Source organism: Fictibacillus sp. WQ 8-8 (assembly GCF_024494405.1).
GTDB lineage: Bacteria > Bacillota > Bacilli > Bacillales > Fictibacillaceae > Fictibacillus_C > Fictibacillus_C marinisediminis.
Genome location: NZ_JAMXKG010000001.1, coordinates 657,536 through 680,138, shown reverse-complemented (window position 1 = coordinate 680,138; position 22,603 = coordinate 657,536). Strand labels below are relative to the sequence as shown.

General features: G+C 41.9%; 22 protein-coding genes. 20 read left to right on the top strand and 2 right to left on the bottom strand.

Annotated features, from left to right (window positions below):
- Nucleotides 1-204: 204 nt before the first annotated feature.
- From M1K46_RS03300 to M1K46_RS03265, 8 genes are all read left to right on the top strand, one after another.
- On the top strand, nucleotides 205-1,470 hold the full coding sequence (locus M1K46_RS03300; protein WP_256224872.1) for an extracellular solute-binding protein: 1,266 nt from the start codon (nucleotides 205-207) through the stop codon (nucleotides 1,468-1,470).
- Between the two features lie 177 nt (nucleotides 1,471-1,647).
- On the top strand, nucleotides 1,648-2,493 hold the full coding sequence (locus M1K46_RS03295; RefSeq protein WP_256224990.1) for a carbohydrate ABC transporter permease: 846 nt from the start codon (nucleotides 1,648-1,650) through the stop codon (nucleotides 2,491-2,493).
- Between the two features lie 13 nt (nucleotides 2,494-2,506).
- Nucleotides 2,507-3,343, top strand: coding sequence for a carbohydrate ABC transporter permease (locus M1K46_RS03290; protein ID WP_248254224.1), 837 nt, complete (start codon nucleotides 2,507-2,509; stop codon nucleotides 3,341-3,343).
- A 12-nt stretch (nucleotides 3,344-3,355) separates the two neighbouring features.
- On the top strand, nucleotides 3,356-3,775 hold the full coding sequence (locus M1K46_RS03285) for a hypothetical protein (protein WP_256224871.1): 420 nt from the start codon (nucleotides 3,356-3,358) through the stop codon (nucleotides 3,773-3,775).
- 21 nt (nucleotides 3,776-3,796) lie between these two features.
- Complete coding sequence (locus M1K46_RS03280) at nucleotides 3,797-5,554, top strand: glycoside hydrolase family 2 protein (RefSeq protein WP_256224870.1); 1,758 nt, start codon at nucleotides 3,797-3,799, stop codon at nucleotides 5,552-5,554.
- Between the two features lie 288 nt (nucleotides 5,555-5,842).
- The gene (locus tag M1K46_RS03275) at nucleotides 5,843-6,661 is read left to right on the top strand and encodes a M23 family metallopeptidase (protein WP_256224989.1); all 819 of its coding nucleotides are present in this window, start codon (nucleotides 5,843-5,845) and stop codon (nucleotides 6,659-6,661) included.
- Between the two features lie 109 nt (nucleotides 6,662-6,770).
- Nucleotides 6,771-7,550 carry a Gfo/Idh/MocA family protein gene (locus M1K46_RS03270; RefSeq protein WP_256224869.1) on the top strand — a complete coding sequence of 260 codons (780 nt, stop codon included), beginning with the start codon at nucleotides 6,771-6,773 and terminating at the stop codon, nucleotides 7,548-7,550.
- Nucleotides 7,551-7,553: 3 nt separating this feature from the next.
- Nucleotides 7,554-8,606, top strand: coding sequence for a Gfo/Idh/MocA family protein (locus tag M1K46_RS03265; protein WP_256224868.1), 1,053 nt, complete (start codon nucleotides 7,554-7,556; stop codon nucleotides 8,604-8,606).
- Nucleotides 8,607-8,664: 58 nt separating this feature from the next.
- Here M1K46_RS03265 and M1K46_RS03260 read toward each other — a convergent pair whose 3' ends face one another.
- Entirely contained in the window at nucleotides 8,665-9,042 is a 378-nt protein-coding gene (locus M1K46_RS03260; protein ID WP_062237305.1) for a VOC family protein, read from the bottom strand.
- Between the two features lie 366 nt (nucleotides 9,043-9,408).
- Here M1K46_RS03260 and M1K46_RS03255 point away from each other — a divergent pair, with 366 nt between their 5' ends.
- From M1K46_RS03255 to M1K46_RS03245, 3 genes are all read left to right on the top strand, one after another.
- Nucleotides 9,409-9,876, top strand: coding sequence for a hypothetical protein (locus tag M1K46_RS03255; RefSeq protein WP_256224867.1), 468 nt, complete (start codon nucleotides 9,409-9,411; stop codon nucleotides 9,874-9,876).
- Nucleotides 9,877-10,016: 140 nt separating this feature from the next.
- Nucleotides 10,017-10,397 carry a PaaI family thioesterase gene (locus M1K46_RS03250; RefSeq protein WP_256224866.1) on the top strand — a complete coding sequence of 127 codons (381 nt, stop codon included), beginning with the start codon at nucleotides 10,017-10,019 and terminating at the stop codon, nucleotides 10,395-10,397.
- Nucleotides 10,398-10,655: 258 nt separating this feature from the next.
- Nucleotides 10,656-11,903, top strand: coding sequence for a CynX/NimT family MFS transporter (locus M1K46_RS03245; protein WP_256224865.1), 1,248 nt, complete (start codon nucleotides 10,656-10,658; stop codon nucleotides 11,901-11,903).
- A gap of 74 nt (nucleotides 11,904-11,977) precedes the next feature.
- On the opposite strand, the gene M1K46_RS03240 is transcribed toward M1K46_RS03245, so the two are convergent.
- On the bottom strand, nucleotides 11,978-12,196 hold the full coding sequence (locus M1K46_RS03240) for a hypothetical protein (protein WP_062237317.1): 219 nt from the start codon (nucleotides 12,194-12,196) through the stop codon (nucleotides 11,978-11,980).
- Between the two features lie 143 nt (nucleotides 12,197-12,339).
- On the opposite strand from M1K46_RS03240, the gene fdhF reads away from it, so the two are divergent.
- From fdhF to M1K46_RS03195, 9 genes are all read left to right on the top strand, one after another.
- Nucleotides 12,340-15,315: a formate dehydrogenase subunit alpha gene (gene fdhF, locus M1K46_RS03235; protein ID WP_256224864.1), complete on the top strand. Its 2,976-nt coding sequence runs from the start codon at nucleotides 12,340-12,342 to the stop codon at nucleotides 15,313-15,315.
- The gene (locus M1K46_RS03230; protein WP_256224863.1) at nucleotides 15,290-15,787 is read left to right on the top strand and encodes a DUF1641 domain-containing protein; all 498 of its coding nucleotides are present in this window, start codon (nucleotides 15,290-15,292) and stop codon (nucleotides 15,785-15,787) included. The genes fdhF and M1K46_RS03230 overlap by 26 nt, the downstream gene beginning before the upstream one ends.
- A 15-nt stretch (nucleotides 15,788-15,802) precedes the next feature.
- Nucleotides 15,803-16,024: a heavy-metal-associated domain-containing protein gene (locus M1K46_RS03225; RefSeq protein ID WP_256224862.1), complete on the top strand. Its 222-nt coding sequence runs from the start codon at nucleotides 15,803-15,805 to the stop codon at nucleotides 16,022-16,024.
- A gap of 29 nt (nucleotides 16,025-16,053) precedes the next feature.
- Complete coding sequence (locus tag M1K46_RS03220; RefSeq protein ID WP_256224861.1) at nucleotides 16,054-16,188, top strand: hypothetical protein; 135 nt, start codon at nucleotides 16,054-16,056, stop codon at nucleotides 16,186-16,188.
- A gap of 439 nt (nucleotides 16,189-16,627) precedes the next feature.
- Complete coding sequence (locus tag M1K46_RS03215; protein ID WP_256224988.1) at nucleotides 16,628-18,130, top strand: spore germination protein; 1,503 nt, start codon at nucleotides 16,628-16,630, stop codon at nucleotides 18,128-18,130.
- Nucleotides 18,120-19,241, top strand: a complete 1,122-nt coding sequence (locus M1K46_RS03210) for a GerAB/ArcD/ProY family transporter (RefSeq protein WP_256224860.1) — start codon at nucleotides 18,120-18,122, stop codon at nucleotides 19,239-19,241. The genes M1K46_RS03215 and M1K46_RS03210 overlap by 11 nt, the downstream gene beginning before the upstream one ends.
- A 1-nt stretch (nucleotide 19,242) precedes the next feature.
- On the top strand, nucleotides 19,243-20,319 hold the full coding sequence (locus M1K46_RS03205) for a Ger(x)C family spore germination protein (RefSeq protein ID WP_256224859.1): 1,077 nt from the start codon (nucleotides 19,243-19,245) through the stop codon (nucleotides 20,317-20,319).
- A 216-nt stretch (nucleotides 20,320-20,535) separates the two neighbouring features.
- A complete protein-coding gene (locus M1K46_RS03200; protein ID WP_256224858.1) occupies nucleotides 20,536-22,047 on the top strand; it encodes an FTR1 family iron permease in 1,512 nt (503 codons plus the stop codon).
- Entirely contained in the window at nucleotides 22,037-22,429 is a 393-nt protein-coding gene (locus M1K46_RS03195) for a hypothetical protein (RefSeq protein WP_256224857.1), read from the top strand. Before M1K46_RS03200 ends, M1K46_RS03195 begins: the two co-directional genes overlap by 11 nt.
- The last annotated feature ends 174 nt before the right edge of the window (nucleotides 22,430-22,603 follow it).

Below are 22,603 nucleotides of genomic sequence, written 5' to 3'. Positions count from 1 at the left end.
ACATAATATTTGTATTAAATACTACAGTATTGGTTTCGAAAAAAACAGTATTTTTCTTAGAGCATCGGTGAGTAGTAACATAAATTTTCAGAATGTTTAAACTTTTTATCAGGAAGGAGGAACTATCGGTTTTAAGTGATCAAGCAGGTCATAGTTTTCTGTTTTTCCAACTGCCTTAACTAATTAACGAGGGGGAGATTCAAGATGTATAAGAAAATCAAGGTAATGATCAGCTGTATGATCATCGTTATTTTTATTCTTTCCTTGGGGGCGTGCAGCCAAAGTTCATCTTCTGATAAGGTGGGAAAAAATGAAATTGTGTTTTGGAATCCGTTTGTAGGTCCAGATGGCAAAAACATGCAGATGATGGTCGATGCCTATAACAAAACGAATCCGAAGTTTAAAGTGAGAAATATCTCACTAAAAGAAGCCGATATGTACGCAAAGATCCCTACAGTTGTCAATTCGGGCAGAAATATCCCTGATTTAAACATTGTTCATGCTGAGCGAATCAAACAATTTGTGGACAAAGACATGCTGATTCCAATGGATGATTCCCTTGCAAAATATCCTGAAATTAAAGCTGAAAATTATGTAAAAGCGGGCTGGGATATTGGCAGCCTGGACAATAAGCGATATAGCGTCCCTTTGGATGTGCATAGCTTTGTTATGTACTACAACAAAGATCTGGCAGCCAAATATGCGCCTCATGCCCTTGATGATCATATCGTTACATTTGATGAAATAAAAGAAGCAGGCTTAAAAGCGAAAAAAGATGGTATTATAGCGACCCCTGTTACTTGGATGAAGCCTGCCTTCTTGTCGGTGTACAGCCAAATGGGTGGAAGCATTACGAGTGATGGTACGAAGCCGACTTTAAACACGGAACAAGCTGTAGACACGTTAAAACTCTACAATGGTTTTGTAAAATCAGGCATCACCAATAAAGATGGCCAGGATGCTGGTCAAGTCTTTAAATCCGGAAAAGCGATCTTCTACCCCGAAGGAATCTGGATGCAAAATGATATTAAGAAGGCAAAAAATCTGAATTGGGGAATGACAAACTTCCCTCAGCTAAGTGATGACAAGAACAAAATGGTGAACTGGAGTTCTTCCCACCAATTTGTACTTCTTAAAAATCCTGAAAGAAACAAGAAGAAAACAGAGGGCGTCATAAAGTTTATTAACTGGGTAAGGGATAACTCCCTTCCATGGGCAGAAGCGGGTCAAAACCCGGCAGCATTAGCTACATTGGATAATCCTAAATATCAAAAGATGCCTCAATCGTTCTTGATTAAAGATGCGACAGAACAAAAATCGTTAAAAATCTTTGACTACAAGTACAACGGCTATATCTCTGAACAGCTGGACAAGATCGGCAACGATACGGTATTTGGAAAGCTCGATATTAAAAAGGCTCTAAAGGATTCCCAAAAAACCGTAGAGGATAAGATCGCTCAGGATAAGTAAGAGGAACCAGGTCTCCAGCAGAATGGATAGAAGGCAGTGGGAGCGATTTCTTCTATTGCCTTCTACTAAAAGAGAAGGAGAAAAAATATGGATCTTAAACTGACAGAAAAAAAGAGAGTAGACGTGCTTTCACCAGCCATGGGTAAGCCGCATCGGAAAGGAATCAATTTTTCGCCCATGATTTTTATCGGGCCGCATCTTTTGTTGTTTGCTCTATTTTTTCTTATCCCTATATTTTTTGGTGTGTACATTTCTTTTACGAACTGGGATTTGGTCAATACTCCCGAGTTTGTTGGGTTGGATAACTATAAGGAAATTTTATTAAATAAAGAATCAACGTTCTACACCCAGCTGCATACCGGACTGGGAAATACTTTTAAATTTGTTTCTTTTACGGTTCCTGCCTGCATCATTATCCCCTTGCTTTTAGCTGCTGCACTCCATGTGAAACCAAAAGGGATGAAGATCTTTCAAGCGATTTTCTACTTGCCCGTATTGTTTTCCATTTCAGCTGTCATGATTATCTGGTCCATGATGTTCAACGTTTCGTTTGGACCTATAAACCATTATTTCACTTCCTCACCCAACTGGCTGGGCACACAGCCTTACGCATGGATCGCACTCGTCGTTGTAACAGTCTGGTGGGGAATCGGCGGGAACATGATCATTTACCAGGCAGCATTAAACGGAGTATCCAAAGAATACTATGAAGCTGCGTCACTGGACGGGGCAGGCAGACTGCAAAAGTTTTTCCACATCACTCTTCCAAGTATAAAGAATCAGCTGCTGTTCACGATCGTCATTACAACCATCGCCCAGTTTAATATCTATGGACAGGCGCTCATGCTCACAAAGGGAGGTCCTTCCAGTTCAACCACCGTGCTACTTATGTATATCCAGCAGAATGCCTTTGGATCGGGTCAATCCATCGCAGGAATTGCGTCCGCAATGGCGGTTATCCTTGGTCTGTGTATCATGGCTGTCTCGGTTATTCAATTTTTCTTATTAAGAGAGAGGAAGTAGGAGGCGGGTACCATTGAAAAAAGTAAACATCTCCACCTTGATTTCATTCATTTTTCTGTTATGCATGACTTTAATTTGGATATTCCCTCTCGCCTGGTCACTTTTCACATCCTTTAAAGATGAGATTGATATCCAAACCTTTGGTTTTACGATGCTGCCCATCCACTGGGTCATCGCCAATTACCAGGACGTTCTTTTTAATAACACAAGTGCACCTGTAGCCAAGTGGTTTATGAATTCAATGATCATTTCTGTCACACAGACCATTCTTGTATTGGTTGTTGTTTCAATGGCAGCGTATGGATATACCCGGCTGCGATTTAAGGGAAGGGACTGGCTTTTTTCCTTTTTACTGGCAACCATGATGTTCCCTGCCGTTGTGAACCTGATTCCGTTGTATAAAATTGTTGATACCCTCGGCTGGGTCAATAGTTATTGGGCGGCGATCGTTCCAGGAGCTGCAGCGGTGTTTAATGTTTTTTTAGTAAGACAGTTTATGATCGGAATTCCGATTGAACTGGATGAATCGGCACGGATCGACGGAGCCAACGATTTTCAAATTTATACGAAGGTTACCCTTCCGCTTATCAAACCCGTATTAACCGTTGTGGCGTTATTTACATTTACGAGTTCATGGAATGACTTTTTGTGGCCTTCCATCGTGTTCAATGATATTGATAAAATGCCGATCACACCAGGGTTGCAGCTTTTGCAAGGAATGTATGTCACAGATATCGGACATGCGATGGCTGCCGCTATTATTGCGATCGTCCCAACCTTTATTTTGTATTTGTTTACTCAGCGTTATTTCTTACAATCGATGTCTTTATCTTCTGGAGTAAAAGGATAGGGGGGAAACGCTTTGAATAGAAAACTGGAAAGAAAACTGATCATCATCGGATCGGCATGGCAAATGCTTTCCGGTCTGCTTACCATCTTTGTCTATGGATCTTATATCAAATCTCAAAGTAACGGTATTCATGAAACGCAATTTGCACAAATGAAAGCGATGGAATCTTTGTTTGGCAGTTTATATAGCTTTGCTGTAACATTCGGCCTCTTTTTTGTAGCTATAGGGTTATTGAATCTTTATCTGGCAAGAAACTTTAAAGATGACAAGGTCGAAGTAAAACTATCATTCTGGTTTATTTTATTAGGTGCTGCCTCCTACTTTTTTATGGATTTTTTGAGTACTGTTCTTTTTCTTTCGGGCGGAATATTGGCCTTGGCAAAAAATAAAACGATTTCGAAGTTACATAGTCAGGCAGAGCCAACCCACTAATTTATCAAGGAGCTGTTGATCATGGAAGTGAACATTCGCAAGGAATATCCCAGACCGCAATTTGAAAGAAAAGAATGGTTAAATCTCAATGGAGAATGGGATTTTCAGTTCGATCAGACGAATGTCGGTGAAAAAGAGCAATGGTACAAACAAACAAAATTAAATCAAAAAATAAGGGTCCCCTTTACTTATGAAACCAAGGCCAGCGGTATTCATGAGGAAACCTTTTGCCCCTATATTTGGTATCAAAGGTTAGTTACTGTGCCTGAAGAGTATTCCCATAAAAAAACCATTCTGCACTTTCAAGCAGCCGATTATGTGACCAAACTATGGGTGAATGGTATTTTTGCCGGCCAGCATAAAGGGGGATATACGGCATTTTCCTTTGACATTACGAACTATATCAATGCAGGAAAAGAAAATAACGTAGTAGTCAAAATAGAAGATAGCCACAATGAACATCAACCAAGAGGAAAACAGAGATGGATCGATCAGAACTTTGGCTGCTGGTATGTACAATCCACCGGTATATGGCAGACCGTATGGCTGGAATTCTTAAATCAAACGAGTATTCATTCGGTTAAAATAACTCCAGATCTGGATACGGAGTCTGTAGAGTTTGACTATAAATTAGCGAATATTCAACAAGATCAAAAGGAGCTTTCGTTAAGAACTTCGATTACATTTAATGGCCAGCCTGTAAAGGAATTTAGCTTGAAGGCTGATCGTGAAAATGCAAGGATGAAAGTTAATCTGGCTAGTGAGATCCACGAATGGAAGGTCATGCAATGGAGTCCGCAGAATCCTCATTTGTACGATGTGGAATTCACCCTTTACCATGGGGAACAAGAGATGGATCGGGTACAGTCCTATTTCGGTATGAGAAAAGTATCGATAAAGAATGGCAATATTTTATTGAATAATGTACCCATTTATCAAAAACTGCTGTTAGATCAAGGATATTGGGAAGATTCCCATCTTACACCGCCTTCAGAAGAAGCGATCATTTTAGATATCGAGAAGACATTCGAAATGGGCTTTAACGGGGTAAGGAAACATATGAAAGTTGAAGATCAGCGTTTTCTATATTGGGCGGATAAGAAAGGCCTGTTAGTTTGGTCTGAAATGGCCGCAGCCTATCAGTTTTCGGATGAGGCGATCCAAAATTTCACGGAGGAATGGATGACCGTTGTCCAGCAGCACTATAATCACCCAAGTATTATCACGTGGACACCGTTCAATGAATCGTGGGGAGTAAAGAATATTTACACGAATGAACAGCAGCAAAAGTTTACGGAGGGAATCTATCATCTAACGAAATCAATGGATCCTATGAGGCCTGTCATCGTAAACGACGGTTGGGAACATACGGTTTCAGATATCATTACCCTTCATGACTATGTGGAATATGGTGACGAATTCCTAAACCGCTATAAGGAAAAAGAAAAAGTCGTGGATAATAAGATTGCCTTTAATAATTTTAAGCATGCCATGGCACAGGGATATGAGTATAAAGGCCAGCCGATTATTATAAGTGAATACGGGGGAATTGCATTTAACTCAGAAGAAGGCTGGGGATATGGGAACCAGGTAAAAGACGAGCAGGAATTTTTAGATCGTTATGAATCCATTACGAAAGCGATCATGAGCCTGGACTACATTTGCGGCTTTTGTTATACCCAAATTACCGATGTTCAGCAAGAAGTCAACGGATTGTTAACCGAAAGCAGAAAACCTAAAGTGAACCTATCTAAAATTAAACAAATTAATGATCATTAATGATTAAAGGAAAGCACCCATCCGGTTAGACTATAGGGTTCGTTTTGGGTGCTTTCTTAATAAATGACATAAGAAATGACGTATGAATGAGCATACGTCATTTTCTTTATTTGGAACCAACTATTTCCTTATCTAAATAATAGTCACAAAGTTTTAATCCTCTTATTTTAATTTTATTTTTGGGCCTTTTTTACCTTTTTTGTACGGGGAAAAAGAATTACTATATTAGTATAGAATTCTATATTATGTAATAAAGTCTAATATTTGGGGGATTACAGCTTGAGAAGTATGTGCATAAAGAGAAAGAGTTTTATTCTATCAACGGTTTTTGCTTTTTTATTTTCGGTATTCTTTATAGGTATTGAGGCCCAGGCCGCGGCAGGGGATAACACATTTATTAAGCCGGCAGAAGGAACGTTTACTTCTTATTTCGGACCTAGAAACGGTACGAATCACTATGGTGCAGATATCGCTAAAAGCGGATATGTTAAAGTCGTTGCATCAGCTCCAGGAACGGTCAGCAGATCCTACCTATCTAGTTCCTATGGAAATGTAATTTTTATTAAACATACGATTAACAGCGTGCCATACGAAACGGTTTACGCTCATTTGAATACTAGAAATGTAGGTGTTGGTGCTACTGTCTATCAGGGTCAAGTGATAGGATCAATGGGGAACACGGGGTCTTCGTCCGGACAGCATTTGCATTTTGAAGTTCACCAACCCTACTGGACATCTGCAAAAACATATGCGATGAACCCGATGAACTTTATCCCTACTTGGGAAGGGAAATATAGAACGGGCAGTTTCTTGTATAATGTAGGAACGGATACCATCTATCCAATCTCATATAATGGCGACAATGATATTATTGTAAAAGTAGATTCCACAAGTACAACGGTCGGGAAATACAAAGTATATCTGCAAAAAACCATAAATGGAGTCTGGACAAGTGTTGGACAAGCTGATGCTCCTAAAACAGGGGCTCAAACAGTCACTTTCACACAGGAGAACAGCAGCACGGCATTATCTCCATATACTCAATACCGGATTCTTTTAAAGAACTCTGATACCACCAGGGTCTACTACAAAGTTTGGTATAAATAAGAATCAATAGCCTATCTCTTTGATGAGACAGGCTTTTTTTGTAAGGAACGGTTAAAAGTTTGGTTAAAAAACAAACTGTGGCGAGTACTATAAATTGGGATATAGCTGCATGTGTTTTTGCGCTTTTTATAAATCCATTGCTGGCTATATCTCTCTCGTGTCAGTTTTAGGTGCAGGAATGCAGACGTGCCGAGCGCTCATTGAGCAAGGCTCAATTGGCCAGCCGGTTGCCGCCACGGCCTTTATGTTAAAGCGCGAACCTGAGAACTGGCATCCAAATCCTGCGTTCTTTTACCAGGTGGGCGGCGGTCCGATGTATGATATGGGACCTTACTATTTAACGGCATTCATTACGCTTATGGGTTCGGTGAAGCGGGTAACCGCATCTGCGGGCATTCCGTTTTTGGAACGGACGATCATGACGGGGGAGGATGCAGGAAAGAAGATTCCTGTACAGACTCCGACTCATATTTCCGGCAATGTGGAATTTGATAGCGGAGCAATCGGTACGATTATTACGAGCTTTGATGTGCAGGCAACCCGGACACCGTTTATTGAAATCTACGGTACGGAAGGATCCATTTCGGTACCGGATCCGAACACGTTTGGCGGGCCTGTGTTGTTGAATCGTAAGGGATCGGATGAATGGGTGGAGCAGGAGCTGTTCTCGGATGCGGTAGACAATCTGCGAGGCCTTGGTATTGCGGATATGGCGGATGCTTTATTAAATGGCCGGCCACACCGCGCGTCCGGAGATCTTGCCCTTCATGTCCTGGAAATAATGCATGGCTTTCATGAGTCGTCTTCTCTTGGCAAGCATTATGAGATGCAGAGCACCTGCAGCCAGCCTGCAAGGGTAAACGAAACACTATTTTCAGGAGGTAATTGAGAGATGAGTACATTGCGAGTTGGAGTCATCGGCTGTGGCAGCATTGCGAGAAAACGTCACCTTCCGGAATATGAAGCAAACGAACAGGTGGAAATTGTTGCGGTGTGTGATCTTATTCCTGAAAGAGCAGAGGAAACAGCCCAGCAATATGGAGCAGCGAGCTATACCGACTATGAAGAGCTGTTGAAAAATCCGGATATCGAAGCAGTTAGCGTGTGCTTGCCAAACTACCTGCACGCCCCCGTTACGATTGCGGCATTAGAAGCGGGTAAGCATGTGCTCTGCGAAAAACCGATGGCTACGTCCAAAGAGGAAGCAGAGGCAATGAACAAGGCGGCACAGGAAAATAGCAAAACCTTGATGATTGCGCATAACCAGCGCTTTGTAGCCTCACATGCCAAAGCGAAGCAACTGATCGACAGCGGCGAGATCGGTAAAATCTACAGCTTCCGGACGACCTTCGGGCATCCCGGCCCGGAACGATGGAGCATCGACGGCCGAAACAGCTGGTTCTTTGATAAAGAGAAAGCCTTCATTGGTGCGATGGGAGACCTTGGCGTACATAAAACCGACCTCATGCGCTACCTGCTCGGAGAGATTACTGAAGTCGGCTCGTTCATTGATACAAGCGCCAAGGAAAATACAGACGTGGATGACAATGCGGTTTGTATTTTAAAAACAGAAAACGGCGTCATCGGTACACTTGCTGCCAGCTGGTCCTATGTGTCAGGTGGCGATAATTCCACGGTGATCTATGGTGAGAAAGGGATTCTCCGCTTAGAGGATGACCCGAATTACTCTCTTGTGGTTCATTACAAAACCGGTGAAGTCGTCAACTACAAACTGGAACGAATACAGTCCAACGATAAAGGCGGCCAGACGAAGTCGCATGTCATTGACCATTTTACAGACTGTGTTCTGAATGGGAAAACTCCTCTCATTACCGGAGAGGAAGGCATGAAGTCGCTGGATGTCATCCTGGCTGCAATTGAGTCGAACAAGATGAAGCAGATTGTGAAGGTTGGGGTTAGTGAGGGAAAGGTAGGAGTGAATTAAATTCTCCAAAAGTTGAGGAGCTAACAATAAATTGTTAGCTCCTTTTCTCGTGTATCCTTTATTTGTCTTCCCTTAATAAATAATCATTGCCATCTTGATCTTTGAATGAAAACATGTTCCCAAAAGGCAATCTTAGCATTTCATCTACTTCCACACCACGTTGTTTCATTTCTTCATAAGCGGATTCTATATCAGTCGTACTGAATAAAACGGACGGATGTGCAACTTTAGATGGTTTTTGCTGTTCCATTGCTGCCTTTGAATAAAGAACTAAGGTGGTAAATTCGTCTTCACTTGGTCCCACTTCGATCCAAGATGCGTTTGGCCCCATAGGCTGGTCCGCTTTTAAAACAAAGTTCATTTTATTTAGCCAAAAATCTTTAGCTTCTTCTTGATCTTGGACATACACCGTTATTTTCCCAATTTTATTAATCATATAAATCTCCTTTTTATCAAATCGTTATATAAATTGAGTTTATCAACATTTTTAGTATATTCAAGAGAGTTTATACATCCTGTAGTTCAGCACGCAGTTTTATGAAAATGATGTGTTTTGCAAGTAAACCTTGTCGAACCGCAAGTAAAGTCCGACTTTTCGCAAGTAATGAAGGCAAAATCGCAAGTAATGAGAACATTTCCGCAAGTAAACCTTGTCGAATCGCAAGTAACGCCTCAGAAAGAGGAAAATGAGCCACCCTCTAAACATTTTTTTTGAAAGAATAAAATTAGTAGACTATTTTTCCCCCTAGTAAACATAGGATGTAAAGAGAGAATGGATTATTGGCAGAGTGTGGAGGGATCTATGGGTAAAAGAGAGCCTATAATCATTTTCATGTTGATGGTCGTGACGGGTTTATATGTTGGTTTTAAAGTGAATGATGCGCTGTTTGCAAAATACGTGCAGGCGGCACCGGTTTCATCAAATCTCGGACAAGAAAAGCCCTATGATTCAGTCAGCCAGCAAAGAGAAGCCAGAAACCAAACGAAAAAGGAGATAGAGTCAGCGTTTAATAAGTATATGTCCTACAACTTCGGAGACTTAAATCGGTATCACGCCGTTCTTGATACGCAAGCCATTATCGCGAAGGAAGAAAAGTTCTTTATCATTCAATCAAAAAAGGCTGCCTATAATCAACAGGTAAAGAGCTTTTTTGATGTATGTGTGGCGCAGCACTTCAGTGGTACAGAAAGTGATCCGGGGAGCCGAGTGAACCAAGTTTGGTTGGTAGACAAGGATTTTACGGTTCTTGAGAAGGATAGAGTGGACTAGTTAGGACGCTTTGCGTTGCTTGATTACCGCGTCCGGCAATTCCATTATTGATATAAAGCCGAAGCTGTCATTTTTGACAGCTTTTCCTATTGAGCCCTATACTTTTAACTAATAAATAGAAGAGGCAGGAGTGGTGTTTCATGTTCATAAAACAAGCGTTTGATCAATTTTTGGAGCTTGAGTATGAAAGAGTGGATCAGAAAACGGTTAAAGTGAGCTTACCCGTAAAATCGATGTATCGTAATAGTCTGGGAGTCGTTCATGGGGGCATTATCTCTTCATTGGCGGATGTAGCCATGTGCAATACGATTGAACCCAACGAAAACAATCAGCAAAAGGTGGTAACTGTCGACCTAAATGTTTCCTTTTTAAAAGGAGGAAAAGGTGATTTATTAGTTGCGCATGCACAGGTTGTAAAAGAGGGTAGAACACTGACCCATACCGAATGCCAAGTCTTTAATGATCAAAAGGAAATGGTTGCTAAAGCAAGTGCCGTCCTTTTTAATGTTGAAGGGACATAACATGTTCATTCAACATCCTTTTACCCTTTATCCCTGTAAAGGACAGGGATTTATGTTATAATGGAATTATGACGCTTTTTCAGGCAGCTGCTTTCTACATAAATAGGCTGACTACATAGTGCCAGACCCCCCCACACGAGTAGCGTTTGTGGAGGAGTCGGGCATTTTCTTTTTTAGAAAGCACCGCTGTGTTCTGTTGTTTTTCAGGAGTTTCATCATAGAAGAAAGCTGCACCAAGAATTTTGAGGAGGAAGCAATGTGATTTCAAAAAAACAGATTTTTCATACTCAATCCGTTTCTAAGCCTGGAGTATGGCTGCTCATCCTGGGCATCGTTTTTGCAGGTGCTAATTTAAGGGCACCGTTAACCTGTGTAGGTCCAATCATCGAAATCATTCGTAAAAATACTGGAATGTCCAATACATTAGCAGGAATGCTGACTACGCTGCCACTGCTTGCCTTTGCCCTGATCTCACCGGTCGCCCCAAAAATCGCCCGGAGGTTTGGATTGGAGCATACCCTGTTTGGAGCTTTACTTTTATTGGGAGCAGGTATTCTTTTGCGTTCTGTTCCTTTTACACCAGGTTTGTTCAGCGGGACGATTTTGCTCGGAATTGCCATTGCGGTGTGTAACGTATTGTTGCCAAGCTTAATCAAAAGAGAATTTCCAAACAAAGTAGGATTAATGACAGGTACTTATTCCGTTTCAATGAATATGTGGGCTGCTATTGCCTCTGGCGTCAGTATTCCGATTACAAAAGGGTTGGGGTATGGCTGGCGCTTTTCCCTCGTATGCTGGGCACTCATTTCTCTCGTATCCATTATTGTGTGGATCCCTCAGCTTCTTCAAAAACAGCATGTTCCTAAATCTTCTTCTTCAGGGACGCACCTTTGGGGTTCCGGGCTTGCATGGAAGGTTACCTTGTTTATGGGGCTGCAATCAACCGTCTTTTATGCCATCATTACCTGGCTCCCGGCTATTTTGCATCAACAGGGGGTTAACCCGACAAAAGCAGGCTGGCTTTTATCATTAACTCAATTTGCAAGCCTTCCGCCTACTTTTATTGTGCCGATTTTAGCAGGAAGAAGTGCTAACCAGCGAAAATTAGTAGCTTTCACTGTCATCTTTTTGCTCTTGGGCTATGCGGGTATTCTTAGTGGAATGACATGGCTCGCACCTGTTTATGTCATCCTGATTGGAATCGGAATCGGATCAGGGTTCGGCCTTGCTACCATGTTTTTTGTACTGCGAACGCAGAATGCTCATCAAGCTGCAGAGCTTTCAGGGATGGCACAATCTGTCGGGTATTTGCTGGCTGCCATAGGACCGGCTCTTTTCGGCTTCCTGCATGATCAGACCCATAGCTGGACGGTTCCGCTTATCATTTTAGTCGTTGCGGCCATACTTCTCTATGTAGTAGGGATGGGTGCAGGAAGCAACAGCTTTGTTAGAGAAGAAAATGAAAATGATAATGACAATTCCCAGCTTAAACAGAAAGCCTTATAAGCGATGGGTAAAAAAACAGGCTGTTAACCTCACAAGTTCAACAGCCTGTTTTTATATATAATTTTTTAAAATTCTTATGGCAATAAATACACCTCATAATGTGGATAATCGTTCAATTTCTCCCGTTTTAATCTCCCTTCATCCACCAGTGCATTCAGTCCCTGTTCAATTTCCATTGGCTTTACCCCATAGAGATCAGCAACCTTCACTGTGGATACCGCCATACATTTCGGCACTTTCGTAGATGAAACAATCATCGATTTGACATGCGAAAACAATGCGTCATTCTCCATCCATCTAACACTCCTTCTTGAATCCTGTCTATAAAAATAGTAACCAATCCTGCTATCTCATATGCAGTTTCCTTTTAATTACTTTCATTTTTGGAAATGCTATGCAAAGGAAATGAAATAATGAAAAGAGGGAAGACCATCCAATGGAAGAAAAAAATTTTTCAATAAAGATCAATGGCAAAGACTTTGCTGCCACTCAGGGAGAAACCATTCTGGAAGTTGCCAAATCTCAGGATTACGAGATACCGAGTATTTGTTACCATCCTGATCTTGGCACCATTCAAACATGCGATACCTGCTTTGTTCAAGTAGAAGGAGAGCTTGTACGGGCTTGTTCAACAAAAGCCAAGCCAGGAATGGAAGTAGATACGTTATCGAAGACGGTAAAGGATGCACAATATGAAGCGATGTCCCGGATCTTGAAAAACCATGAGCTCTATTGCACCGTCTGCGATAACAACAATGGTAATTGTGTGGTTCATAACACCGCGGAATATTTGGAGATTGAACATCAAAAATATAAATTCGAAGCAAAGCCCTATCCGCCGGATAACTCTCATCCCTTCTACCGCTATGAACCAGATCAGTGCATTTTATGCGGGAGATGCGTCGAAGCATGCCAGGATCTGCAGGTAAATGAGACGCTGACGATCGATTGGGAACGTGAAGCTCCGCGTGTGATTTGGGATAACGATGTACCGATCGATGAATCTTCATGTGTTTCTTGCGGTCATTGTGTGACGGTTTGTCCATGCAATGCGCTGATGGAGAAATCCATGCTGGGAGAAGCGGGTTATCTGACAGGGATTCCAGCAAACATGCTGGGGCCAATGATCGATCTTACGAAAGAAGTAGAACCGGGGTATAACGAAATTTTCGCGATTTCTGAAATGGAAGCAGCCATGCGGAAAGCCCGGATCAAAAGGACCAAAACGGTTTGTACGTATTGTGGAGTAGGCTGCAGCTTTGAAGTATGGACAAAAGGAAGGGATATTCTAAAAATTGAACCAAGTGAGGAAGCTCCTGTCAATGGCATTTCAACTTGTGTAAAAGGGAAATGGGGCTGGGATTTTGTCAACAGTGAAGAACGATTGACAAAACCTTTAATCCGTCAGGGAGAAGAATTTGTTGAAGCGACCTGGGAAGAAGCACTGAAATTAATCGCGAGCAAGCTGACAGAGATTAAAGATCAGCATGGTCCAAATTCCATTGGCTATATCGCCTCTTCCAAATGCTCCAATGAAGAGAATTTCCTTTTTCAAAAATTTGTGCGTGCCATCATGGGATCCAATAATGTGGACAACTGCTCAAGATACTGCCAGTCCCCAGCCACAGCTGGTTTAATGCGGACGGTGGGTATTGGCGGTGATGCCGGGACAATAAAAGATATCGCGGCCGCAGAGCTTGTGATCGTTGTCGGGGCCAATCCAGCTGAATCTCATCCTGTGCTGGCTACAAGGATCAAGAGAGCGCATAAACTGCACGGCCAAAAATTGATTGTAGCCGACCTGAGGAAAAATGAACTGGCAGAGCGGGCTGATATACACTTTCATCCAAAACCGGGTTCAGATTTGATTTGGCTTTCAGCGATTACGAAATATATCATCGATCAAGGATGGGAAGATCAAGAGTTCTTGAAAAACCGGGTGAATGGGCTGGACGATTATCGATCATCCCTGCAAAAATTCACGCTGGAATATGCCGAAGAAAAAACAGGCATAAAGAAAGATGAATTGATTCGAATCGCGACCACAATTCATGAGGCGAAATCCGTTTGTGCATTATGGGCAATGGGTGTGACCCAGCACATGGGAGCGACGGACACGAGTACAGCGATCTCCAATCTGCTGTTGATCACAGGAAACTACGGACGAACTGGGACCGGCGCCTATCCATTAAGAGGACATAACAATGTGCAGGGTGCTTGTGATTTCGGAACCATGCCTGCATGGTTTCCTGGGTATGAGCCTGTACAGGACAAGCAGGTGCGTGAACGCTACGAAAAAGCATGGGGAGTTACACTGTCCGAAGAGCCCGGGTTGGATAATCACCAAATGGTAGAGGCGATTCATAAAGGCACACTAAAAGCGCTCTATTTGTTTGGAGAGGATATGTCATTGGTGGATTCCAATTCAAATTTCGTGGATGCCGGCTTTGAAAAACTGGACTTTTTTGTGGTACAGGATATTTTCTTCAGTAAAACGGCACAATTCGCAGATGTCATCTTGCCTGCCGCGCCAAGTCTTGAAAAGGATGGAACCTTCGTGAATACCGAACGCCGCATTCAGCGGTTTTATAAAGTATTGGAACCGCTTGGACAGTCAAAGGCGGATTGGGAAATCTTTCGGGATCTTGCCAACGTTTTAGGGGCGAATTGGAACTATACTCATCCAGGTGAAATTATGGCAGAGGCAGCGAGCCTTGCGAAAATGTTCGCGGGTGTAAGCTATGAAAGACTGGAAGGGTGGAAAAGCCAGCTTTGGCCTGTGGCGGCAGATGGAACAGATTCTCCTCTGTTATACCAGGAACGGTTTGCATTTCCTGACGGCAAGGCGAGACTGGTCGCTGTTCAGTGGACAGAGCCCTTTAAACCGGGAGAAGAGTATGACCTGCATTTAAACAACGGCCGTTTGCTGGAGCACTTCCACGAAGGAAACATGACGTATAAATCGGATGGCCTGACACACAAAGTTCCTCATCCTTGGGTGGAAATTTCTCCTCAGCTTGCTCTTGAGCGAAAGATCGAGGACGGTGCGTTAGTCAGCCTGACTTCTCCGTATGGAAATGTGGAAGTACGGGCTATGGTTACCGACCGGGTAAAAGGCAATGAGCTTTATTTAACCATGAACACAAGGGAAGACATTGAAGCCGTTAATAAGCTAACGAGCAGCTACCATGACATTGTTACACATACACCGGCCTACAAAGAAATGGATGTCAGGATGGAAGTACTGGAGGCGTCAGGAGAACCGCCGCTTCCGAAAGTGAATCACCGTTTTGGCAACCGCATTCCCCAGATCAGTGTTCGCGTAGAAGGCAAGTGGAAGCGTTCGGATTTTACGCCAATCCAAGATTTAATAAGGGGGGACGAATATGGCGAAAGCAATCAAGCAAATTAAAAAGGACATCCGCAGTCGGGAAGAAGTGCAGGCAGAAGCGGTTTCAGGCATTGTCAATGAGCTTGCAAACAACAGCGAGGCCATTCTGACCATGATAGGAATCGTGAAAAACCTCCATGAAATGGGTGCCCTGGATACGCTTTCGGCACTGATTGAAAAACGCAATGATGTGGGAGTGATCGCCGTTCAACAATTGAATAAGCCTGAGATGCACAAGACGATAAAAAATGGAATCAACGCTTTTAATTTTTTAGGCACCTTAAACCCGGATCAACTGAAAACCATGCTGTCGGGACTCAGCAAAGGGCTGGAACGGGCGGCCGAATCCGTTGAAAAACAGGAAAAGCCAAGCCTCTGGGAATTAGGCAAAAGGATGAGAAACCCTGAAACGAGGGCAACGATGTCGATGATGACGGAGTTTTTGCAGGGCATGGGTGAAGGTATTTCGGATGTACCAAGACATAATAAATAAAGGGTGAAGCCAGGATTGGAAACAAAAATTATAAAAATCAATGATATCGTAAATGAACAGGATGCCGATAAAATTGCCCATGCGCTTCAGCACGTGTGGGGGATTGGACAGCTTGATGTAAATATAAAACGGGGAGAGGCAAGCATAAGTTTCGATGAAAAAATGGCTTCCTATGAGGACTTTGTTCAAGCCATCCATGAAAGCGGCTATGCTGTTGAAGATGGTGAGCTTCAATAATTCTGATAGGCTAAAGGAGAAGGCACATCATGAAGAAATGTGAAATCTGTGGAATGGAAGAACAGAGGGAAAACGACCAAACCAGTATTCCTGCTAAAATCCTGCACATATGTGAAAACTGCCAAAATGACCGTAAGCTGGATATGTATGATGGAATCGTATAAGAGCGCGATAAACGGGGCTGTCCAAGAAGTCTGTAAGCTGTTGATTTCCGTTCCAGGCTGCTCGCTTTCCGCGGGGCGTGCGGTGAGCCTCTTGGTGCAAGCACCGGCGGGAGTCTCACCTGTCACGCTAGTCCCGCAGGAGTCTCGCATCTTCCACTTCAATTAACTTTTCGTTGAAGATTTTTCAAGCCAAAAAGGGGCTGCCTGAAGGTCAATTTTCGACTTTCTGGACAGCCCCGCTTTTTTAGCATGTACCATACGTTTTTTATTCTTCCAAACTTAACGCCGTATTTACATCATCTAGTTAAGGCTTTTTTTATTTTCAACCTAATACTAACCTAATCCGATCAACCGTTAAAACCATTTGGATAAAACTGCATCTCCGGAACATAATAAAAAGCAGAAACTATCCGAGGAATTTGTCAGGTGGGATTTAATGATGTTTTGGAAAAAGAAGAAGGCAGCAACCAGCCAAGAAGAAAAAGAACAGAAGACGAGTGTTCCACATGAAGCCGTTACACTGGAAGCATTTAAAAAAATTACGGCAAAAATGGATGATGCCGAAATCGTTCAACGGCAAACCAACAGTGGCATTCCCTTTTCTCTTGTCTACATACAAACCTTAATCGATCATGAGAGGTTGAATGAATCAATCGTCAATCCGATCATTCATAGCACGAACAAACAATTTGTCCAATGTATCGCTACGTGCAAAGTAATAAAGATGAGTTCGATGGAAGAAGCAAAGAATCATTTGCTGATTGGGTGTGTCCTTGTCCAGGATGTGGAGAAGAACGAGTGGTGGGCCATTAAACTGGAGAACCCGTTAAGCAGGGCCATCGAAAATTCGGAAACTGAAACGATCATGTATGGACCGAAAGACAGTTTTACGGAAAGAGTTGAGCATAATCTATTCATGATCCGCAGGCGGCTGCCTCTGACTGAACTGAAGACAGAAAAATTTCAAGTGGGTTCCCTGACAAAAACACAAGTTCAATTGTTGTACATAGAGGGGATTGCCAATCCGGATATTGTAGATATTGCAAGGAAAAATATTTCGGAAGTGAATTTTGATCTTATTCTGGAGTCATCGAACCTTTCAGCTTTTATGGATGATCATACAAATAGCTTGTTTCCTCAGTTTATGCAGACGGACCGTCCAGATTCATGTGCTTATTCTCTCGGGCTTGGTAAACTCGTCATTTTGCTTGGCAATACACCATTTGCCCTCATTGCTCCCATTACTTTTTTTCATCTTTTCCAATCACCAGAAGATTATGTTCACCGCTGGGTCATTGCTAGTTTCTTAAGAACCCTTCGCTATTTAAGTTTCCTTATCGCCATTTTACTCATCCCGCTTTATGTAGCGGTAGCGACCCATCATTATCAGATGATCCCGCTCCAAATTCTATATGTGCTGATGGAATCGCGGACCAAATTGCCGTTTACTCCGTTTTGGGAAGCGTTGATCATGATAGTTATCATTGAAATCATTAAAGAAGCCAGTTTGCGGATGCCGACCAAAACGAGCCAGACGATCGGGATCATTGGCGGTATTGTTATCGGACAGGCTGCAGTAGAAGCAGGGTTTGCAAGTAAGGTATTGATTGTTCTTGTGGGAATATCTGCGATTGCTTCCTTTTTGGTGCCAAATTATTTAGTAACAAAAGCTACAACGGTCATACAATTCCTATTTCTAATTTTATCGTCGTTTATCGGTATTTTGGGAATTGCGCTCGGGTTAATTCTCCTATTGGCCCATCTGAATGGACTATCTTCCCTTAAACAGCCTTTTTTTGCTCCCGTTGCACCTCTTCATTGGAAGGATTGGAATGACCTTTTTGTTAGAATACCGTTACCCTGGATAAAGCAGCGGCCGCAATATTTACAGCCACTGCAAAAATGGAGGGTGAAAAGAAGGAGGGGATCGAATGAGCAGTAGGTTTGTCTTATTCGATAATACGGCCATCACGGGAACCGGCTATATATTTGCCATGGTGAACCGGATGCAAATGCTGTATTATATTATCATTTTGCCGAAACACTTAGTGCATCCCTATATGATTTTAGGAATTATCGGAGTGGGGATCCTTTCGCAGATTAACCTTTTGATCTTGTCTAACTATTTAAAATCAAACTATTCCTCTCAAGGTTATTTTGGCTTTGTACAGTTATTTGGTGAGAGGCTCGTCCGTTTGTTTGCATTTTTTGGTCTTTTTGTCATTTTAGTAAAAGTAATTGTAACAGCATTGGGCTATGTTGAGATTATTCACCAATTTATGTTTCCCTCCATGAAGACGAGCTGGCTCATTTTCTTCTTGATGGCCACAAGCTTTTACATTGCCTCTCAAGGAATGGAGAAGACCATCCGGCTTGGCCTTATTGCTTTTTTAGCAACGATCTGGATTATTGTCCTTTATGTCCCTTATTTCCTGCCTCCCATTGCCGAGATACATCACCTGTATCCATTGGTACCTGGAGAGATTTCGATTCATTCCTGGTATGGGTTTCTAATGATTTGGTCAGCTCTTTCCGGACCGGAATATTTAATCTGTTTAGGCCCATGGATTGGACCGAAGGAAAAGATTTTAAAAGGGTTAAGTATTGGGAATGCTCTCTCTGTCATTGAATATCTCATTCTATTTGTCGCTTGTTTTTTATTTTTTGGTTCTAATTATCTCGAGAAAATCAGTTTTCCTGTTGTAAACATGCTCCGCTATTTGCAGTCACCGGTGTTTGAGCGCATTGATCTGCTAATAATTTCTCTCATCATGATTTACGTTTTATTTTTGATCGCTCTCTTATTATTGTATTTCTATGGTGCAGTAAGAATTGCAGCAGGGAGAATAAAGGTTCCCACGAATCGTAAAGGCTTTTTGGGAAGTGCTGCCGCCATTTTTATTTGCATGCTGATTATTAATGGCTGGTACTGGAGGGAAGGGAAAGAGCTGAATATATGGACAACACTGCAGCTCTGGCTGGGTGCGATTACTTATTTTCTCGTGCCTTCATTCCTTCTTATTGCAATGAAATGGAAGAGAGGTAGCTCCTAGTATGAGATATATAAAGAGGGTTATTTTGTCGCTGCTTTGTTGTGTACTGGTTCTTTCGGGCTGCTCCTCACCATTTGTTGAGGATAATACGGTTGAAGAAGTTGCTCCGGTAACCTTTTGGTCGCTGAATAAAGGGGAAAATGGCAAATTGGAAATTACTACACTTGTTCCTCCCGTTATGAATGAGAAAAAGCGGCTATTTACACTGGATGTGGATTTATTAAAGCAGGGAAAAAAGGATTTCAACTTAAAGTTTTACCGGGAACTAAAGCTTGGTCAGCTCCGAATGCTGTTAATCAATGAAAATCTGGCGAAGAAAGAAGTCATTTCTTTAATTAACACCATCCTTTCAGATCCGGATGTATCCCCTCGTCTATACCTTGTGCTGGTCAAAGGGAACTTTGAGAAGTACTTAGAGAAGGAAAAGAACGAACAGAAGAACTTGGATTATTTTCTATATCGGATGTTCAGGCATTATGAAAGAAGAAATCAGGGAGAAATGACGATTGTCAATATTCATGAGTTTATGGAAAAGGTCTATTCTCCTTATTCGGATCCTGTGCTGCCGATATTTAAAGTGAATGAAAAAAAATTTACGTACGAAGGAACAGCCTTTTTTAAAAATAATGATTATGTGGGCTCCGTTAAGGATAGTGAAGATCAGATGTTCCAGCTGTTAGCCAACGACCATTACTTAAAAAATCTTCCTCTTTCTCCTTTGAAGGTTTCCTTAGGCCAAGTACGTTCGAGGGTTCATATGAAGGTGGACAGGAATTATAAAACGTTATCCATCAAGGTACATGTGAAAGGAAGAATAGATGAATACAGAGGACATCGAAATATACTCAGCAGCAGTGATATGAGAAAGCTTAACAAAGACATCGAGTCCTATTTGCAAGGACAATCAATGGATTTGGTGAAGAAAACACAAAAATTAAAGGCAGAGCCTCTTGAAGTAGGAGCACATACTCTTTCTCCATTGCTGCAGCCGATGAGCCGAAAAGAATGGCTGAATTATTATGAGAACATGAAAGTCAAAGTGGATTATATTGTGAAAATGGAACCGTTGAGTTTATAAAGCAACAGGAAGAGGAGGGCTAATAAAAAGACCCTTATTATTAAGAGAAATTCTTTGATTTTTAAGGATTTCTTTTTTTTGCATACAAAAATCTTAGTAAAATGGTAATTGACAATGATTATCATTAACAATATAATTTGAAAGTGAGTACTGATAATGAATTTCATTAACTAAAGATAGATAAAAGTTAGTTTATTGAGAAGTGAGGGGATTACAGTGAAGAATAAGTTTCAAATCATACTTGCCATACTTCTAGTTGGAGTCTTGATTATACCTTTACATAGCTTTGCGAAGGGTAATGCAAAAGGCGATATGACAGATGCAAACAAGTTGGTTACAGAAGCTATGAATGCATCTCAGCAAGGGGATATCACCAAGGCATCCAGCAAGTTCAAAAAGTTTTCAAGCACTTGGTTGTCCATTGAGGATGGAGTAAAGGATCAATCGACAACTGCTTATCATGATATTGAGGATGCGATGGGACAAGTTCAGTTCGCTCTCGCTCAACAGCCTGTAAATAAGAAAAATGTAACCGTTGGGCTGGAACAATTAAAGCAAACGAACCAAAAGTTCATCGACGGGAAGTTTCCTGCTGCATCCAAGGATAAAAAAAGCGGTTCAAGTAAAGAGGGAGACGTGGCTGGCCTAGTTTCCTTACTGGACCACTCATTGAAGAATATCGATCAAAACAATATTCAAGGGGCTAAAGCCGACATTGAAAGGTTTAGAAAATCCTGGTTAAATGCAGAAGGTGCTGTACTTACCCAATCTTCAAAAGTTTATAGCAGCGCTGAACGGGATATGGTTACTTCTTATGCCCAGCTATCATCAAACAATATAGACGGTGCTAAAAAAACCATTCAGGATATGCGGGATTATCTGGCTCCCATCGCCATGAAAACAAGCTATAACATGATGGATGCCACAACGATTCTGCTTCGTGAAGGACTTGAGGCTTTGCTGGTAGTAGTCGCACTGCTTGGTTTCTTGAAAAAAGCCGGGCACGAAGACAAAAAACAATGGATCTGGATGGGTGTAGGTTCAGGAATTGGCGTCAGTATTATCCTGGGTGTCATTGTGAATCTCCTCTTTTCAGCAGGAGCCTTCGGAAGCAATAATTTCTTGATTGCAGGCTGGACAGGAGTTTTTGCGGCTGCGATGCTGCTATACATGAGTTATTGGCTTCACAGTAAATCCAGTCTTGCGGAATGGCAGCGATATATTCGCACAAAAAGTACAAATGCACTGAACACTGGAAGTTTATTTTCACTAGCCGCCCTGTCTTTCCTTGCCGTTTTCCGTGAAGGAACAGAAACGGTATTGTTTTTCATAGGAATGGCGAATTCAATCAAGCTGCCTTCGTTATTAACAGGTATTGGTATTGGTGTCCTGGTTCTTGTTATCCTTTCTTATTTCATTCTTAAGCTAGGGTTAAGAATTCCGATGCGCCCGTTCTTCTTAGTATCCAGTGTTCTCATGTTTTACCTCTGCTTCAAGTTTACAGGTATGGGGATTCACGGATTGCAGCTTGCTGGATTATTGCCTGTGACACAAGTAAATTCTTTAACAACTATTGATTTTCTTGCGTTTTACCCAACGCTCGAAAGCATGATTCCACAGGCTTTTCTTATTTTGGTCGCCATAGTGGCAGCAATTTTGAATAGAAAAAAAGATATCAAATTAAAAATCGAACTCAAACATCAGGGGGAACTTCGAAATGCAAACTAAAAAATACATCGTACCTATCGTACTGGCAGCTTCTCTTACATTATCAGCTTGTGGAACTAAAGATAACGGATCAGAAAAACCGAAAGAACCGACGATCGCTGAAGGATCCAAAGAAATGAAACAAACACTGACCGACCTCAAATCACAATTAAAAGCGAACGAAGCAGATAAAGTGAAAGAATCTGGAGAACAATTAGAGGAATCATGGGGAAAATTCGAAGACGGCGTTAAAGAAAAAGACGCCGATCTTTATGAAAAAGTAGAAACGCCGCTGCACACAATTGAAGCGGGTGCAAAATCAAAGCCTTTGGATGCAAAGACTTTAACCAAGGCATCTGATGAATTAAATAGTGTATTATCAGAAGTTGAAAAACTGAAGTAAAGCAAAAAAGCCCATTGAATGATTACTCATTCTTGGGCTTTTTTTCATGGTTGGTTTTATTGAAGATGAAGAGTAAAAGCATAGCCGAAAGTATTGAAGCAACCCTTATCAACGTTTTGGACAGAAGCAAGTAACGATTTTAAGCCACTTTCTCTAAATGGAGGGTGGCTTATG